General features: G+C 70.6%; 12 protein-coding genes. 10 read left to right on the top strand and 2 right to left on the bottom strand.

The window, feature by feature from the left end; translation table 11 throughout:
• Positions 1 to 53: 53 nt before the first annotated feature.
• The 8 genes from AB0D27_RS22205 (at position 54) to AB0D27_RS22170 (ending at position 10984) form a co-directional block, all read left to right on the top strand.
• Positions 54 to 1694: a hypothetical protein gene (locus tag AB0D27_RS22205; RefSeq protein ID WP_362511370.1), complete on the top strand. Its 1641-nt coding sequence runs from the start codon at positions 54 to 56 to the stop codon at positions 1692 to 1694.
• A gap of 161 nt (positions 1695 to 1855) precedes the next feature.
• Entirely contained in the window at positions 1856 to 2698 is an 843-nt protein-coding gene (locus AB0D27_RS22200; RefSeq protein WP_362511367.1) for a nitrilase-related carbon-nitrogen hydrolase, read from the top strand.
• Positions 2695 to 3978, top strand: coding sequence for an aspartate aminotransferase family protein (locus AB0D27_RS22195; protein ID WP_362511364.1), 1284 nt, complete (start codon positions 2695 to 2697; stop codon positions 3976 to 3978). Before AB0D27_RS22200 ends, AB0D27_RS22195 begins: the two co-directional genes overlap by 4 nt.
• A 161-nt stretch (positions 3979 to 4139) precedes the next feature.
• Positions 4140 to 5702: a PucR family transcriptional regulator ligand-binding domain-containing protein gene (locus AB0D27_RS22190; protein ID WP_362511362.1), complete on the top strand. Its 1563-nt coding sequence runs from the start codon at positions 4140 to 4142 to the stop codon at positions 5700 to 5702.
• A 101-nt stretch (positions 5703 to 5803) separates the two neighbouring features.
• Positions 5804 to 6646 carry a nitrilase-related carbon-nitrogen hydrolase gene (locus tag AB0D27_RS22185; protein WP_362511359.1) on the top strand — a complete coding sequence of 281 codons (843 nt, stop codon included), beginning with the start codon at positions 5804 to 5806 and terminating at the stop codon, positions 6644 to 6646.
• Between the two features lie 140 nt (positions 6647 to 6786).
• The gene (hydA, locus tag AB0D27_RS22180) at positions 6787 to 8187 is read left to right on the top strand and encodes a dihydropyrimidinase (RefSeq protein ID WP_362511356.1); all 1401 of its coding nucleotides are present in this window, start codon (positions 6787 to 6789) and stop codon (positions 8185 to 8187) included.
• Between the two features lie 18 nt (positions 8188 to 8205).
• Positions 8206 to 9225: a TIGR03842 family LLM class F420-dependent oxidoreductase gene (locus AB0D27_RS22175; protein WP_362511354.1), complete on the top strand. Its 1020-nt coding sequence runs from the start codon at positions 8206 to 8208 to the stop codon at positions 9223 to 9225.
• A 232-nt stretch (positions 9226 to 9457) separates the two neighbouring features.
• Entirely contained in the window at positions 9458 to 10984 is a 1527-nt protein-coding gene (locus AB0D27_RS22170; RefSeq protein WP_362511351.1) for an NCS1 family nucleobase:cation symporter-1, read from the top strand.
• Positions 10985 to 11001: 17 nt separating this feature from the next.
• Here AB0D27_RS22170 and AB0D27_RS22165 read toward each other — a convergent pair whose 3' ends face one another.
• Both AB0D27_RS22165 and AB0D27_RS22160 read right to left on the bottom strand, forming a co-directional pair.
• Entirely contained in the window at positions 11002 to 11667 is a 666-nt protein-coding gene (locus AB0D27_RS22165) for a hypothetical protein (RefSeq protein WP_362511348.1), read from the bottom strand.
• 230 nt (positions 11668 to 11897) lie between these two features.
• Positions 11898 to 12962 carry a lipoate--protein ligase family protein gene (locus AB0D27_RS22160; RefSeq protein ID WP_362511441.1) on the bottom strand — a complete coding sequence of 355 codons (1065 nt, stop codon included), beginning with the start codon at positions 12960 to 12962 and terminating at the stop codon, positions 11898 to 11900.
• A 185-nt stretch (positions 12963 to 13147) separates the two neighbouring features.
• Between AB0D27_RS22160 and AB0D27_RS22155 the strand changes: the two genes are divergently transcribed.
• Together AB0D27_RS22155 and AB0D27_RS22150 are read left to right on the top strand one after the other, a co-directional pair.
• Complete coding sequence (locus AB0D27_RS22155; protein WP_362511346.1) at positions 13148 to 14974, top strand: gamma-glutamyltransferase; 1827 nt, start codon at positions 13148 to 13150, stop codon at positions 14972 to 14974.
• An 87-nt stretch (positions 14975 to 15061) separates the two neighbouring features.
• Positions 15062 to 15907, top strand: coding sequence for an inositol monophosphatase family protein (locus AB0D27_RS22150; RefSeq protein WP_362511343.1), 846 nt, complete (start codon positions 15062 to 15064; stop codon positions 15905 to 15907).
• Positions 15908 to 16010: the final 103 nt, after the last annotated feature.

Below are 16010 nucleotides of genomic sequence, written 5' to 3'. Positions count from 1 at the left end.
CGGCTGGTGTTTTCTACCGGACGGAGCACTCCATTCGGGCGGGGAGTCGTGTGATGGCTGTAGAACAACTCCCGGTTCAGGTAAGGGAGTTCGCGAAGTACCTGAGCGGGCTGACGCAACGGCTCGATCAGGGCGGCGGCTGGTGCGGAGTGTTCTGGCAACGCGACCCCGACGGCATGCGGGCCTGCCTGGAGGGCTGGGAAGTGCCGCCCTGGGACGTCGTGGAGGCGCTCCTGCAGGACCTCGCCGGCGAGTTCGGCGACCGGGCCGCCGCCCAGGAGTCCGAGCGGATCCGCGCCCTGCACGACGCCGCGCTCACCGCGTACGACGCCAGGCCCGGCGGCCGGGACGCCCTCGGTGACCGCCTCGACGTCATGCTCCGCGAACAGCGCTACGCGGCCGAACGCCAGGTCGAGCTGGGCCGGCTGCTCCACTCGGCCGGCTCCCAGGAGGAGGCCGAGTCGATCCGCCTCGACCTGGCCTGGGCCCACGACGACCACGACCGCGCCACAGCCCGCTGCGCCGAGCTCCGCCACCGCATGGACAGCCTCGACCGACGCGCCCTGCGCACCCACGCGCAGGGCGCGCTGAGTTTTCCGACCCCGGCGGCCGAGGACGTGTTCCGGGTGCCCCGATCCGAGGGCCCGGGCCCCTCGACCGCACGACGAGGCCCTGGAGACGGGCCCACGCACCCGAGCGCCCCGGAACCCGCGCCCCGCCACCGCCCGACGATTCCGGAGCAGACCGGCCCGCACTCCGCGATCGCGGACCCGGCGGCGCCGGAGTGGCCGGGGACGACCCGCCTCGGCGCACGTGATGGCGCCGGCCCGTACTCGGCGGTGCCGGATCGGCCGCACGCATGGGACGACACCGGCTCGTACTCCCCGTTCGCGGACCCATCGGCGCCCGATCAGCCGGCGACCGCCCGCCCCGAAGCCCCCCAGCCCCCGGAACCCGCCACCCCCAAGCAACGCTCCAAGCGCCGCCCCCGGGGCAGTGCCCGCTTCGCCGGGATGATGGAGCAGGAGACCGCCCCCGAGGTCGTGCCGGAAACGGCGGCGCCGCCCGCCCCCACCGCGCCGGGCGGCGGTCGCACCCCCCGGGGTGCCCGATTCGCGGGGGTGGCCGAGGAGCCCGCGGCGCCGCGCAGGGAGCCGCTGGACGACGAGGCGCGGCGGGTCATCGCCGAGACCGTCGGGACGCTGACGCGGCTGCGGGGCGAGGGCAGGAGCGGTGAGGCGCACGCCCTGCTCGTGGAGGCCGCGTACTGGCCCGCCGCCCGTTTCCCGCTGCTCGCCGCACAGCTGCACCGTGCGGGCCTCGACGCGGACTGGGCCACCCTGCTGTGGGAGGCGGCCTCGCTTCCCGCCGACCGGCTGGTCGCCGCCGCCGACGCGCTCGTCGCGGCGGGCCGTACGGCGGACGGTCAGCAGATGCTGCGGCAGGGCGTCGTACGGCCCGCGCCGGAGATCGGCGCCGCCGTGCTGGGCCTCGCCGAGGCCGGTCGCCGACGTGAGATCCGCGCGCTGCTCGGCGCGTACGTGCGTGTGCGCACCCCGGAGGAGGCGGCCCGCAGCGCGGAGGCGGACCCGCAGCGGCTCGTGCCGCTCCTCCTGGAGGCCGCCCAGGGCGTCTCCCAGGAGCGCCACTGGGACCTGGTCCACGCTCTGAGGGTGGCCGGCTTCACCGTGTGACCGCTCCCGCCGCTCACCCGCCGGAGGTATGAAACGTGATCGACTCAGCGGGTTAACGACGATGGTCTTGGCAAGGCTGTCCATGGGGCTTACTTTCAAGCCTCTACCGCCTTTGTCTACGGGCGTAGAGGCTCTCTGACGGCCCGTCGAAGGAGCAGCTCATGGCCAACGTCGTACGTGCCGCTCTGGTCCAGGCCACCTGGACAGGCGACACCGCATCCATGGTCGCCAAGCACGAGGAATTCGCCCGCGAGGCGGCCCGGCGGGGCGCCAAGGTCATCGGATTCCAGGAAGTCTTCAACGCTCCTTACTTCTGCCAGGTCCAGGAGCCCGAGCACTACCGCTGGGCGGAGCCCGTGCCGGACGGGCCCACCGTCACTCGTATGCAGGAGCTGGCCCGCGAGACCGGCATGGTCATCGTCGTGCCCGTGTTCGAGGTCGAGCAGTCGGGTTTCTACTTCAACACGGCGGCCGTGATCGACGCCGACGGCACGTACCTCGGCAAGTACCGCAAGCACCACATCCCCCAGGTGAAGGGCTTCTGGGAGAAGTACTACTTCAAACCGGGGAACCTCGGCTGGCCCGTCTTCGACACCGCGGTCGGCAAGATCGGCGTGTACATCTGTTACGACCGCCACTTCCCGGAGGGCTGGCGGCAACTCGGCCTGAACGGCGCGCAGCTCGTCTACAACCCGTCCGCCACCTCCCGGGGCCTGTCCGCCTACCTCTGGCAGCTGGAGCAGCCCGCGGCGGCCGTCGCCAACGAGTACTACATCGCCGCGATCAACCGGGTCGGGCAGGAGGAGTACGGGGACAACGACTTCTACGGGACGTCGTACTTCGTCGACCCGCGCGGACAGTTCGTGGGGGAGACCGCGAGCGACAAGGCCGAGGAGCTCATCGTCCGTGATCTCGACTTCGACCTGATCGAGGAAGTGCGGCAGCAGTGGGCGTTCTACCGCGACCGGCGACCCGACGCGTACGAGGGGCTGGTGCAGCCGTGAGCGACCTGTACGCGCGCCACAAGGCCGTCCTGCCCGACTGGCTCGCCCTCTACTACGAGGACCCGATCGAGATCACCCACGGCGAGGGACGCCACGTCTGGGACGCCGAGGGCCACAGGTACCTCGACTTCTTCGGCGGCATCCTCACCACGATGACCGCGCACGCGCTGCCCGAGGTCACCAAGGCGGTGAGCGAGCAGGCCGGGCGGATCATCCACTCCTCCACGCTCTACCTCAACCGGCCCATGGTCGACCTCGCCGAGCGGATCGCCCAGCTGTCCGGCATCCCGGACGCGCGCGTCTTCTTCACCACCTCCGGCACCGAGGCCAACGACACCGCCCTGCTGCTCGCCACCGCCTACCGCCAGAGCAACCAGATCCTGGCGATGCGCAACAGCTACCACGGCCGTTCCTTCAGCACCGTCGGTATCACCGGCAACAAGGGCTGGTCGCCGACCTCCCTCTCGCCGCTCCAGACCCTGTACGTCCACGGCGGCGTCCGCACCCGGGGCCCGTACGCCGATCTCGGCGACGCCGACTTCATCACGGCCTGCGTCGACGACCTGAGGGACCTGCTCGGCCACGTCCGCCCGCCCGCGGCCCTGATCGCCGAACCCGTCCAGGGCGTCGGCGGCTTCACCATGCCGCCCGACGGCCTGTACGCGGCCTTCCGCGAGGTCCTGAACGAGCGCGGCATCCTCTGGATCGCCGACGAGGTGCAGACCGGCTGGGGCCGCACCGGCGAGCACTTCTGGGGCTGGCAGGCGCACGCCGCCGCGGGCCCGCCGGACATGCTCACCTTCGCCAAGGGGATCGGCAACGGCATGTCCATCGGTGGCGTCGTCGCCCGCGCCGAGATCATGAACTGCCTGGACTCCAACTCCATCTCGACCTTCGGCGGCTCGCCGGTCACGATGGCTGCGGGTCTCGCGAACCTCACCTACCTCCTCGAACACGACCTCCAGGGCAACGCCCGGCGCGTCGGCGGTCTGCTCATCGAGCGGCTGCGGGCGATCGCCGCGCAGCTCGACGGCGTACGGGAGGTCCGCGGGCGCGGGCTGATGATCGGCGTCGAGCTGGTCAAGCCCGGCACCGGCGAGGCGAACCCCGACGGTGCCGCGGCCGTGCTCGAAGCGGCCCGCGAAGAAGGCCTGCTGATCGGCAAGGGCGGTGGTCACAACACCAGCGTGCTGCGGATCGCACCGCCGCTGACCCTCACCGTCGCGGAGGCGGAGGAGGGCGCGGCGATCCTCGAAAGCGCTCTGCGGAGCGTCCAGTAACAAGAACAGAGCAAGGGCGAGTGAGCCGAAGGGGCGCGCGCCTGTGTCGAGGGGTCGAACGCGCGGAGGCCCGAGGAAGAAGGGCCGAGCACGAGCGGCCCCTCGACACAGGCGTTGGCGCCCCGGCGGCGAACCGAGCCTCAAAAAAGGGGAACGTCGCCATGACCACCGCCACCGCCTTGGAACCCGCCCTGTCGGTACGTCAGGTCCTCACCCTGGACCGGGTGCTCGCCGGAGAGCCCGAGGTGGTGGCCGGGGCGGGCCACCTCGACCGGCCGGTGCGGTGGGTGCATGTCGCCGAGGCCGCCGATGTGGGCGTGATGCTCACCGGCGGTGAAATGGTGCTCACCACCGGAGTGTTGCTCGCCGGGAACCCCGACGCGCAGGCCGAGTACATCCGTTCGCTGCACCGCGCGGAGGCCGCGGCCGTCGTCCTCGGGCTCGGCCGGGCCTTTCCCGCGCCACCGGAGGTGATGCGCCGGGCCGCCGAGCGGTGCGGGCTGCCGATGGTCGTCCTCCACCGGCCCTTCCCCTTCGCCGAGTTGACGGAGGAGGTCCAGTCCAGGCTCGTGCGCAGCAAGTTCGCGGCCGTGAGCCTCTCCGAGGCCGTACGGACGGCTCTGACGGGGCTCATCACCACGGGCGCTCCCCTCCAGCGGATGCTCGACGAGATCGCCGGGCACGCAGCCTGTCCCGTCGTCGTCACCAACCTCGCCCACCGGGTCCTGGCCACGGCGGGGGAGCGGTCCGCCGTGGACGACGTGCTGCGCGACTGGGAGCGCATCGCGCGGCAGGCCGGCGGCAGCGAGGGCGACGGCTGGATCCGTGCGGAGCTGGGCGGGCGGGGCGAGCGCTGGGGCCGCATCGTGCTGTGCGGATACCGCGGCGACGCGGCGACCGGGCGGCTGCTCGCCGACCGCGCCGCCGAGGCCCTGGTCCTGCACCGGATGCTCGGCGGCTCCGCGCACACCTGGGAGGAGGAGTCCGCGCAGAGCCTGCTGACCGACCTGGTGAGCGGTGTCGTACCGGCCAGGCAGCTGCTGCCACGGGCACGGGCGGCCGGGCTGCCGGTCAACCGGCGGACCTTCGTGCCGCTGGTGGTGCGGGACGGCGACCCGGCCCAACTCGACCGGGTTCTCAGGCTGCTGGGCCTTCCCGGGCTCGTCGCCGAGCTGGCGGACGGGGCCACCGCGGTGCTGCTCAGCCTCGCCCGCGATCAGGACGCCGAGGCGCTGGCCACGCACTTCGCCACCCGGCTGCGTCATGAGACCGAAGCCCGTACGACGGTGGCCGCCGCCTCGCCCCGTCCGGCCTGGGACGACGTCCCCGGCGGCCTGCGTGAGGCCCTGCACGTCGCCGAGGCCGCCGCCGACGCACCCGTCGACCACGACCACCCGGTACTGGTGCGGCTGCGCGACGTACATCTGCGCGGCCTGGTCCGGCTGCTGCGCGACGACCCGAACGTGCAGTCCTTCGCCGAACGGGAGCTGGACGGCCTGCTGTGCGGGGCGGACGCCGAGTCGGAGCTGCTGCCCGTGCTGCGGACGTATCTCGCCACCGGCCGCAACAAGTCGCGCACCGCGCAGCTCCACCACGTCAGCAGGCCCGCCCTGTACCGGCGGCTGGAGGCGATAGAGGCACGCCTCGGCGTCGACCTCGACGACTTCGAGCAGGCCGCCTCCGTGCACATCGCGCTGCTCGCGCACGACGCGCAGCAGAGGTGACACGGTGGAACGGCAGATGTCCTCAGACGTGACACGGTGCAACTCGGTGGCGGCCGCCGGGCTTTCTAGGCTCCTCGCACACCGAGCGACCGGAGGTCCCGATGAGCAGAGTGATCCGCGCCGCCGTCTTCCAGACCGCATGGACCGGCGACAAGGAATCGATGATCCAGGTCCACGAGCAGGCGGCCCGCGACGCGGCCGCACAGGGCGCTCAAGTCCTGTGCTTCCAGGAGCTGTTCTACGGACCCTATTTCTGCCAGGTCCAGGACAAGGCGTTCTACGAGTACGCCGAGCAGATCCCCGAAGGCCCGATCGTCCACCGCTTCCAGGCGCTGGCCAAGGAACTGGGCATCGTCCTCGTCCTGCCGATGTACGAGGAGGAGCAGCCCGGCGTCCTCTACAACACCGCGGCCGTGATCGACGCGGACGGCTCGTACCTCGGCAAGTACCGCAAGCACCACATCCCGCAGGTCGAGGGCTTCTGGGAGAAGTTCTACTTCCGTCCGGGCAACGCCGACTGGCCGGTCTTCGACACCGCCGTCGGCAAGATCGGCGTCTACATCTGCTACGACCGGCACTTCCCGGAGGGCTGGCGCGCCCTGGGGCTCGCCGGCGCCGAGATCGTCTTCAACCCGTCGGCCACCTCCCGCGGTCTGTCCTCCTACATCTGGCAGTTGGAGCAGCCGGCGGCGGCCGTCGCCAACGAGTACTTCGTGGGCGCGATCAACCGCGTGGGCGTGGAGGAGCTGGGCTCCAACGACTTCTACGGAACGTCGTACTTCGTCGACCCGGAGGCCCAGTTCGTCGGGGAGGTGGCCAGCGACAAGGAGACCGAACTCGTCGTCCGCGACCTCGACATGGCCAAGCTGCGCGAGGTACGCGACCGCTGGCAGTTCTACCGGGACCGCCGCCCCGACGCGTACGAGCCCCTGACCGCGCCCTAGGCATACGAGGTTCCGCGCGCCCGGCTCACGGGGGGGCCGGGCCCGCGGGACCGTGTTCGCCCCGCCGAAACAGCGGTGACCTCAGCCTTTAACAGCTTCGGTATTCCCTCAGTGCACGCACGACCGGAAGGAGAGGGAGCATGAGCCGTACCGTCATCCGTGGTGGTCTCGTCATCACTGCGTCCGACGAGATCCACGCCGACGTCCTGATCGAGGACGGCCGGGTCGCCGCCCTCGCGGCGAGTGGCACCCCGGCGGCCGAGTCGTGGACGGCCGGGCGGACCATCGACGCCACCGGCAAGTACGTCATCCCGGGCGGCGTCGACGCCCACACCCACATGGAGCTGCCGTTCGGCGGCACCTTCGCCTCGGACACTTTCGAGACGGGGACCCGGGCGGCGGCCTGGGGCGGCACCACCACCATCATCGACTTCGCGGTGCAGAGCGTGGGCCGCTCCCTGCGCGAGGGCCTCGACGCCTGGAACGACAAGGCCGACGGCCAGTGCGCCATCGACTACGCCTTCCACATGATCGTCTCCGACGTCAACCAGGAGACACTCAAGGAGATGGACCTGCTGGTCCAGGAGGGCGTCACCTCCTTCAAGCAGTTCATGGCCTACCCCGGCGTCTTCTACAGCGACGACGGCCAGATCCTGCGCGCCATGCAGCGCTCCGCCGAGAACGGCGGCCTGATCATGATGCACGCCGAGAACGGCATCGCGATCGACGTGCTGGTGGAACAGGCGCTCGCGCGTGGTGAGACGGACCCGAGGTATCACGGGGAAGTGCGGAAGGCTTTGTTGGAAGCCGAGGCCACCCACCGTGCCATCAAGCTCGCCCAGGTCGCGGGCGCCCCGCTGTACGTCGTGCACGTCTCGGCGCAGGAGGCGGTCGCCGAGCTGGCACGGGCGCGCGACGAGGGCCTGAACGTCTTCGGCGAGACCTGCCCGCAGTACCTGTTCCTGTCGACCGACAACCTTGCCGAGCCGGATTTCGAGGGCTCGAAGTATGTGTGCTCGACGCCGCTTCGGCCCAAGGAGCACCAGGCCGCGCTGTGGCGGGGGCTGCGGACCAACGACCTCCAGGTCGTCTCCACCGACCACTGCCCCTTCTGCTTCGTGGGCCAGAAGGAACTGGGCCGCGGCGACTTCTCGAAGATCCCCAACGGCCTCCCGGGCGTCGAGAACCGTATGGACCTGCTCCACCAGGCCGTCGTCGACGGGCACATCTCGCGCCGCCGCTGGATCGAGATCGCCTGCGCGACCCCGGCCCGGATGTTCGGCCTGTACCCGAAGAAGGGCACCATCGCGCCGGGCGCCGACGCCGACATCGTGATCTACGACCCGCACGCCGAACAGGTCATGTCGGTCGAGACGCAGCACATGAACGTCGACTACTCGGCGTACGAGGGCAGGCGCGTCACCGGACGGGTCGAGTCCGTGCTCTCGCGCGGCGAACCGGTCATCACCGAGCGGGAGTTCACCGGGCGCGCGGGTCACGGCGTCTACACCCCCCGCTCCACCTGTCAGTACCTTCTCTGAGCGACTAGGAGTGGCGCCATGGACTTCGGACTCGTCCTGCAGACCGACCCCCCTGCCTCCCGCGTCATCGACCTGATGCAGCGCGCCGAGGGCAACGGCTTCACCTACGGCTGGACCTTCGACTCCGCCGTGCTGTGGCAGGAGCCGTTTGTGATCTACAGTCAGATCCTCGCGAACACCGAGAAGTTGACGGTCGGCCCGATGGTCACCAATCCGGGCACCCGTACCTGGGAGGTCACCGCCTCCACCTTCGCGACGCTCAACGACATGTACGGCAACCGCACGGTGTGCGGCATCGGCCGCGGCGACTCGGCGATGCGCGTCGCCGGACGCAAGCCGAACACGCTCGCCAGGATCAGCGAGGCGATGAAGGTCATCCGGGCCCTCGGACGCGGCGACGAGGCGGACCTCGGCGGCACCGTCATCAAGCTCCCGTGGGTCAGGCCCGGCGCCGAACTCCCGGTCTGGATGGCCGCGTACGGCCCCAAGGCCCTGAAGATGACCGGCGAGGAGGCCGACGGCTTCATCCTCCAGCTCGCCGACCTCTATCTGACCGAGTACATGGTGAAGGCTGTCAAGGACGCCGCCGTCGAGGCCGGACGCGACCCCTCCGACGTCAAGATCTGCGTGGCCGCGCCCGCGTACATCACCGAGGACGACTCTCCCGAGGCGCTCGCCCACGCGCGCGAGCAGTGCCGCTGGTTCGGCGGCATGGTCGGCAACCACGTCGCCGACCTCGTCTCCAAGTACGGCGAGCACTCCGCGGCCGTCCCCGAGGAACTCACCGACTACATCAAGGCCCGCGAGGGTTACGACTACTCCCACCACGGTCGCAGCGACAACCCCGACACCAAGTTCGTGCCCGACGAGATCGTCGACCGGTTCTGCCTGATCGGCACGGCCGAGCGGCATATCGACAAGCTGAACGCACTGCGCGAGCTGGGTGTGGACCAGTTCGCCGTGTACGACATGCACGACGCTCAGGAAGCCACCATCGACGCGTACGGGGCGAAGGTCATCCCGGCCGTCAACGCCTAGCGACACAAGGGCGGTTGAGGCGGCCTAGCGGTCACAAGGGCCGTTGAGGCGGCCCAGCGGCACTGGGGCCGTTGAGGCGGCCCACCAGCACAAGGGCCGTTGAGACGGCCTCTCCCTCCCCAATTCTCCCCTTCCCGCCGTCCCGGGAAGGGGGCCCAGGGCGCTCCCCGCGCACCCCCCCCGGGATGCCCGCACGGCCTTTCCTGTCACTCCTCATCCGATTGGCCTGCCCATGACCGAGACCGTCCCCCCGGACAGCCCGCCCGTCTCTCAAGTCACCCTCGCCGACGGCCGGGTGGAGATCGCCCCCGGCGCGCCCGCGCCGAGCGGCCCCTACGCCAACGAGGACCTGCTGCCGGTCCCGGTCGAGAAGCGCACCTGGACCACGTACAACTTCTCGGCACTGTGGGTCGGTATGGCCCACAACACCGCTTCCTGGACCCTCGCTTCCGGCCTGATAGCCGTCGGCATGGACTGGAAGCAGGCCGTGTTCACCATCGCGCTTGCCAATCTGATCGTGCTGGTCCCGATGCTGCTCACCGGGCACGCCGGCCCCAAGTACGGCATACCCTTCCCGGTCTTCGCCCGCGCCTCCTTCGGCGTCCGGGGCGCCAACCTGCCCGCTGTCGTACGGGCGTTGGTGGCCTGCGGCTGGTTCGGCATCCAGACCTGGATCGGCGGCGAGGCGATCTACTTCCTCGCGGGCAAGCTCTTCGGCGACGGCTGGAAGAACGCCTCCGAGGTCGGCGGCTACGCGTGGACCATGTGGCTGTCGTTCGCGATCTTCTGGGTGCTCCAGGTCGCCATCATCTACCGGGGCATGGAGACGATCCGCCGCTTCGAGAACTGGGCCGCGCCGTTCGTGCTCCTCGGCGCCGGTGTGATGCTGTGGTGGATGAGCAGCAAGGCGGGCGGCTTCGGTCCGCTGCTCGACCAGCCGTCCAAGCTCGGCTGGGGTGGAGACTTCTGGAAGCTGTTCTGGCCCTCGCTCATGGGCATGATCGGCTTTTGGTCCACCCTCTCGCTGAACATCCCCGACTTCACCCGCTACGGCAAGAGCCAGAAGGCGCAGACCTGGGGCCAGGCGCTCGGTCTGCCCACCACGATGACGCTCTTCGCCTTCCTGTCCGTCATGGTCACCTCGGGCTCGCAGGCCGTGTACGGCAAGGCGATCTGGGATCCGGTCCAGCTGGCCGCCAAGACGGACAACGTCGCAGGCATTCTGTTCGCGCTGGTCACCGTGCTCGTCGCGACCCTGTCCGTGAACATCGCGGCCAACCTGGTCTCCCCGGCCTTCGACTTCTCCAACATCGCGCCGCGGAAGATCAATTTCCGCACCGGGGCGCTCGCCACCTGTGTCCTCGGCGTGCTGATCTTCCCGTGGAAGCTCTACTCCGACCCGCAGGGCTACATCTTCACGTGGCTCGGTCTGGTCGGCGGTCTGCTCGGCACGGTCGCCGGCATCCTCATCGCCGACTACTGGATCCTGCGCCGCACCAAGCTCGACCTCGCCGACCTGTACCGCACGGGCGGCCGCTACTGGTACGACGGCGGCTGGAACTGGCGGGCCGTCGTCGCCTTCCTCACCGGCGGCGTACTGGCCGTCGGCGGCGCCGACTTCCACCCGCTGGTCGACGGGCGTCCCATCCCCGTGCTGGAGTCGCTGGCCGACTACGGCTGGGCGGTCGGGCTCGGTACGTCGATGGTGCTGTACGTGGCGCTGATGCTGCTGCGGGGCAAGGAGAAGACCGCGGTCTGACACGCCCGGGAGGACGGTCAGGCCTTCTGGCCGTCCTCCACCGCGGCGACCGCGTCCTTCGCGGCCTTGATGGCACCCTTGTTGATCTCGTCCGTACCGGGCGCCTTCTTCGTCTCGAAGTCGCTGCCGTTGTACGTGATGACCACCAGCGCGTTGGACACGCGGGCGATCACCACCCCCTCACGCGTCTGCTGCTTGTCCTCGGTGGTGAGGTTCACCACCGAGTAGGCGGTGTCGCCGAGCCCGGGTACCGCCCCTCCGCCGCTTTTGTCCGCGATGCGCTCCTCGTACGACTTCTGTGCCGCCGCGTCGGACTCCTTGATTTCGTACGAGATGTCCAGCCAGCGGTAGTTGTACCCCTTCAGCGCGTTCCAGGAGCAGGTGCGGCGCACCGACTTGTCGGTCGACGCGATCTCCTGGCCGGCCGTCTTGGCGCCTGGCACAAGGGCCTTGACCGTCTTCTCCGTCACGCCGTCACAGGGCGCGGGCGACGCGGTGTACGTCTTGGTGGCCGCGGAGGTCGACGGAGCGGCTGCCGTAGGGGTCGTCTTTCGCGTCGATTTGTGCTCGGCGGTGGGAGTCGCGGCGAACGGACCGGACGTCAGGGCCCAGCCTGCCGAGGCCAGTACGGCGACCGGCAGCAGGCGTGCGGTGAGAGCGAGCGGCAGAGGAAGAGAACGCAAGACGCACTTCTCGTGGGGGACGGTGCGGAAGCAGTCCGCACTGCGGACGGGACGCCAGTGTCACACGTGTCCCTGTGGGGCGGAAGTGCCAACTCGCTCCGTGCCTGTGCGGTGACAGTGGCTCACTGTTGACGGACCGTGGGCCGCGCCTGTGGGCCATGTGCCTTCGCAGCCGGGACGACCTCGTGGACGCCGGCGTCTTAGGGGAGTGCGGACCGCCCGGCTCGGGTCTACGGCACCCGCGCCGTCCATTCCGCGGAGCCGAACTTCGACCGGGCCAACTCCTGTGCCCGGCCCAGCTCCTCCGGTGTCACCTTGCCGTCCGTCAGCCCGTACCGGCCGCGGAACGAGTCGATCATCCGCTCGATGACCGCCGCGCGCGCCAGGCCCGTCTGGCGTCGCAGTGGTTCCACCCGTTTCTTCGCGCTCCTGGTGCCCTTGTCGGAGAGCTTCTCCCGGCCGATGCGCAGCACTTCGAGCATCTTGTCGGCGTCGATGTCGTAGGACATCGTGACGTGATGGAGTACGGCGCCCGGTCCTCCGCCGGGTCCGACCACCCGCTTCTGCGCCGCGCCCGCGATCTTCCCCTGGTCGGTCGCGATGTCGTTCAGCGGCTGGTACCAGGCCTTGATCCCCATGTCGCCGAGCGCGCCGAGCACCCAGTCGTCGAGATACGCGTAACTGTCCTGGAAGGACAGCCCCTGGACGAGCGCTTCGGGCACGGAGAGCGAGTACGTGATGGTGTTGCCCGGCTCCACGAACATCGCGCCGCCACCGGAGATCCGGCGCACCACCTCGATGCCGTGCCGGGCGGCGCCCTCCGGGTCCACCTCGTTGCGCAGCGACTGGAAGCTGCCGATGATCACGGACGGGGCGCCCCACTCCCACACCCTCAGGGTGGGCGGGCGGTGCCCGGCGGCGACCTCGGCGGTCAGTACCTCGTCGAGGGCCATGTGCAGCGCCGGGGACTGCGGCCCCTCGTGGATCAGCTGCCAGTCGTAGTCCGTCCAGTCGGTGGCGTGCGCCAGCGCCCGGCGCACCGCGATGCCGATACCCTCGGAGGTCAGCCCGTACATGACCGTGCCCTCCGGCAGCGCGGCGTCGACGCGGGCGGCGAGGCCCGTCGCGTCGGTGTCCGCCGGGGCGCCGTTCAGCGCGTGGTTGACGGCGTCCAGTGCCTCGTCCGGTTCGAGGAAGAAATCGCCCGCCACGCGCGCGTGCCGCAGCACTCCGTCCTCGACGTCCAGATCCACCACGACGAGCTTGCCCCCGGGGATCTTGTACTCACCGTGCACCGACCCGCCTCCGTTCCGTTCCACGAGCACCAACGTCCGCCCAGGGCGAATGATTCCGATCATTCCGCTCGTTCCGCTCGTTCCGGGCGGGATCCGGGCGGGATCCGGGCCGCGCGGGCTCCCCCGAGGATCAAGTGCCATAGTCGGCAATGAGGTTGACCGCACCGCACAGCGAGGTGGCAGACATGTTCACGACCCGACCGACGCTTCAGGGCACGTTCGGCATGGTGTCCTCGACGCACTGGCTCGCCTCGCAGTCCGCGATGGCCGTCCTGGAGGACGGGGGCAACGCGTACGACGCCGCCGTCGCCGCCGGTTTCGTCCTGCACGTCGTCGAGCCCCACCTCAACGGACCCGCGGGCGAGGTCCCCATCATCCTCGCGTCGGCGGGCGGCGAGGTGCGGGTGCTGTGCGGACAGGGCGTCGCGCCCGCCAGAGCGACGATCGCCCACTACAGGGGACTCGGTTTGGATCTCGTACCCGGTACGGGTCCGCTCGCCGCCGCGGTACCGGGTGCGTTCGACGCCTGGATGCTCCTGCTGCGCGACCACGGGACCAAATCGCTCGCCGATGTCATGAAGTACGCCATCGGGTACGCCGAGGACGGCCACGCGCCCGTGGAGCGTATCGGCGAGACGGTCGAGACCGTACGCGAGCTGTTCGAGACGGAGTGGACCTCGTCGGCGGACGTGTATCTGCCGGGCGGCAAGGCACCGCGACCCGGCGAGCTGTTCCGCAACCCCGCCCTCGCCGCGACCTGGCGACGGCTGCTCGACGAGGTCTCCCAAGAGACCGACCGCACCCGCCAGATCGAGGCCGCGCGGAGTGTGTGGCGCTCCGGTTTCATCGCCGAGGCCCTGGTTCGTCAGGCCGGGCGGCCCACCATGGACACCAGCGGCGAGCGCCACACCGGCACCCTGGCGGCCGCCGACCTGGCGGCCTGGTCCGCGACCTACGAGGCCCCGGCGACGTACGACTGGCGGGGCTGGACGCTGTGCAAGGCGGGCCCCTGGAGCCAGGGCCCGGTCCTGCTGCAACAGCTGGCCCTGCTGCCGCCCGAACTGCCGCGCTACGGCTCCGCCGACTACGTCCACCTCCTCGTCGAGGGCAGCAAGCTCGCCCTGGCCGACCGCGAGGCCTGGTACGGGGACGCGGCCGAGGTCCCGCTCGACGAGCTGCTGTCGGAGCCCTACAACGCCGCCCGGCGTGCGCTCGTCGGCGACAAGGCGTCGTACGAGCTGCGGCCGGGGAGTCCTGGGGGACGCAGTGCGCGGATGAGCGGGCACGCGCGCGTGCTGGTCGGTGACGAGCCCGGTTTCGACGCGTTGGGCGCGGGTGAGCCCACGGTCGCAAAGAGCTCGCGGTCCCCGGTGCCGGGCGAACCGGACGTGCGCGCCGACGGCGGCACCCGGGGCGACACCTGCCACGTCGACGTCGTCGACCGCTGGGGCAACATGGTCGCCGCCACCCCCAGCGGCGGCTGGCTGCAGTCCAACCCGGTCGTGCCCGAGCTGGGCTTCCCGCTCGGTACGCGGCTCCAGATGGCGTGGCTGGAGGAGGGTCTGCCCAACTCCCTGACCCCGGGCCGCCGCCCCCGCACCACACTCACCCCCTCCCTCGCCCTGCGCGACGGAGTGCCGGTCATGGCGTTCGGCACCCCGGGCGGCGACCAGCAGGACCAGTGGCAGACCCACTTCTTCCTGTCCGTGGCGCTGCGCCGTGAGGTGCGCGGTGGCCTCGACCTCCAGGGCGCGATCGACGCCCCGAACTGGCACCACGACAGCTTCCCCGGCTCCTTCTACCCCCGCGGCATGCGCCCCGGCAGCCTCACTGTCGAGTCCCGTATGGACGACGGCGTCGTCCAGGAGCTGCGCCGCCGTGGACATGACGTCACGATCGGGGGGCCCTGGTCCGAGGGGCGGTTGTGCGCGGTCGCGCGGGATCCGGGCACGGGGGTGCTGTCGGCGGCGGCGAATCCGCGCGGGATGCAGGGGTACGCGGTCGGACGCTGATCACCGAGCCCCCGGTATTCATGGGGATTCCACCCCAAGTACACCGGGCGGCTGGGGATTGTCAGTGGCGCGTGCTGTCATGGAGGCGTGATCGAAGACATCGAAACCATCGACGAGTTTCTCGCCCAGCGCACGTCCGACGTGGAAGAAGCGGTCCGCAAGGCGGCCGCCGCCGAGATCATGCCGCGTTTCAGGCAGCTCGCCGCGCATGAGATCGACCAGAAGAGCGGCCCGCACGACCTGGTGACGGACGCCGACCGCAAGGCCGAGGAGTACCTCACCGAGACCCTCACCGCGCTGCTGCCCGGCTCGGTCGTGGTCGGCGAGGAGGCGGTGCACGCAAACCCCGTGACGTACGAGGCGATCCAGGGCGCGGCGCCGGTCTGGATCGTCGACCCCGTCGACGGCACCCGTCAGTTCGTGCACGGAGACTCCGGATTCTGCACACTGGTCGCGCTCGCACTGGACGGAGTGGTGCGCGCCTCGTGGACGTTCGCCCCCGCACGCGACGAGTTCGCCACCGCGATACGCGGCCGTGGCGCCGTTCTCGACGGCGTGCCCCTGCGCTCCGGCTCGCCCGAGCCCGGCCGCGACCTCGACATCGCCATGTCCCACCCGGACTACACCACCGACGAACAGAAGCGCGCCCTGCTCGGCCTGCGCGTCGAAGGAATCGTCTCGCGCGCGTGCGGCTCGGCGGGGCTGGAGTATCTGGCCATCGCCCGCGGGGAGTTGGACGCCACGGCGTTCTCCTGGGAGGCCGCCTGGGACCACGCCGCCGGTCTGCTGCTGGTCGAGGAGGCGGGCGGCGCCCACCTGACCCGCACCGGCGAGCCCTTCCGTATCACGGGGGGCAACGCGCTGCCGTTCACTGCGGCCCGGGACGAGGCCACGGCCCGCCGCGTGGCGGCACTGCTGGCGACCGGAGCCTGATCGGACGGTGCGGCTCGAGCGTGGCGGTGGCTGATCGGACGGTGCGGCTCGAGCGTGGCGGTGGCTGATCGGACGGCGTGGCTCGAGCGTGGCGGTGGCTGAG

Origin of the sequence: Streptomyces sp. NPDC048415 (assembly GCF_040651675.1) — a bacterium.
Taxonomy (GTDB): domain Bacteria; phylum Actinomycetota; class Actinomycetes; order Streptomycetales; family Streptomycetaceae; genus Streptomyces.
The sequence above is the reverse complement of the archived record's forward strand: the minus strand, read 5'-3'. Positions and strand labels throughout refer to the sequence as shown.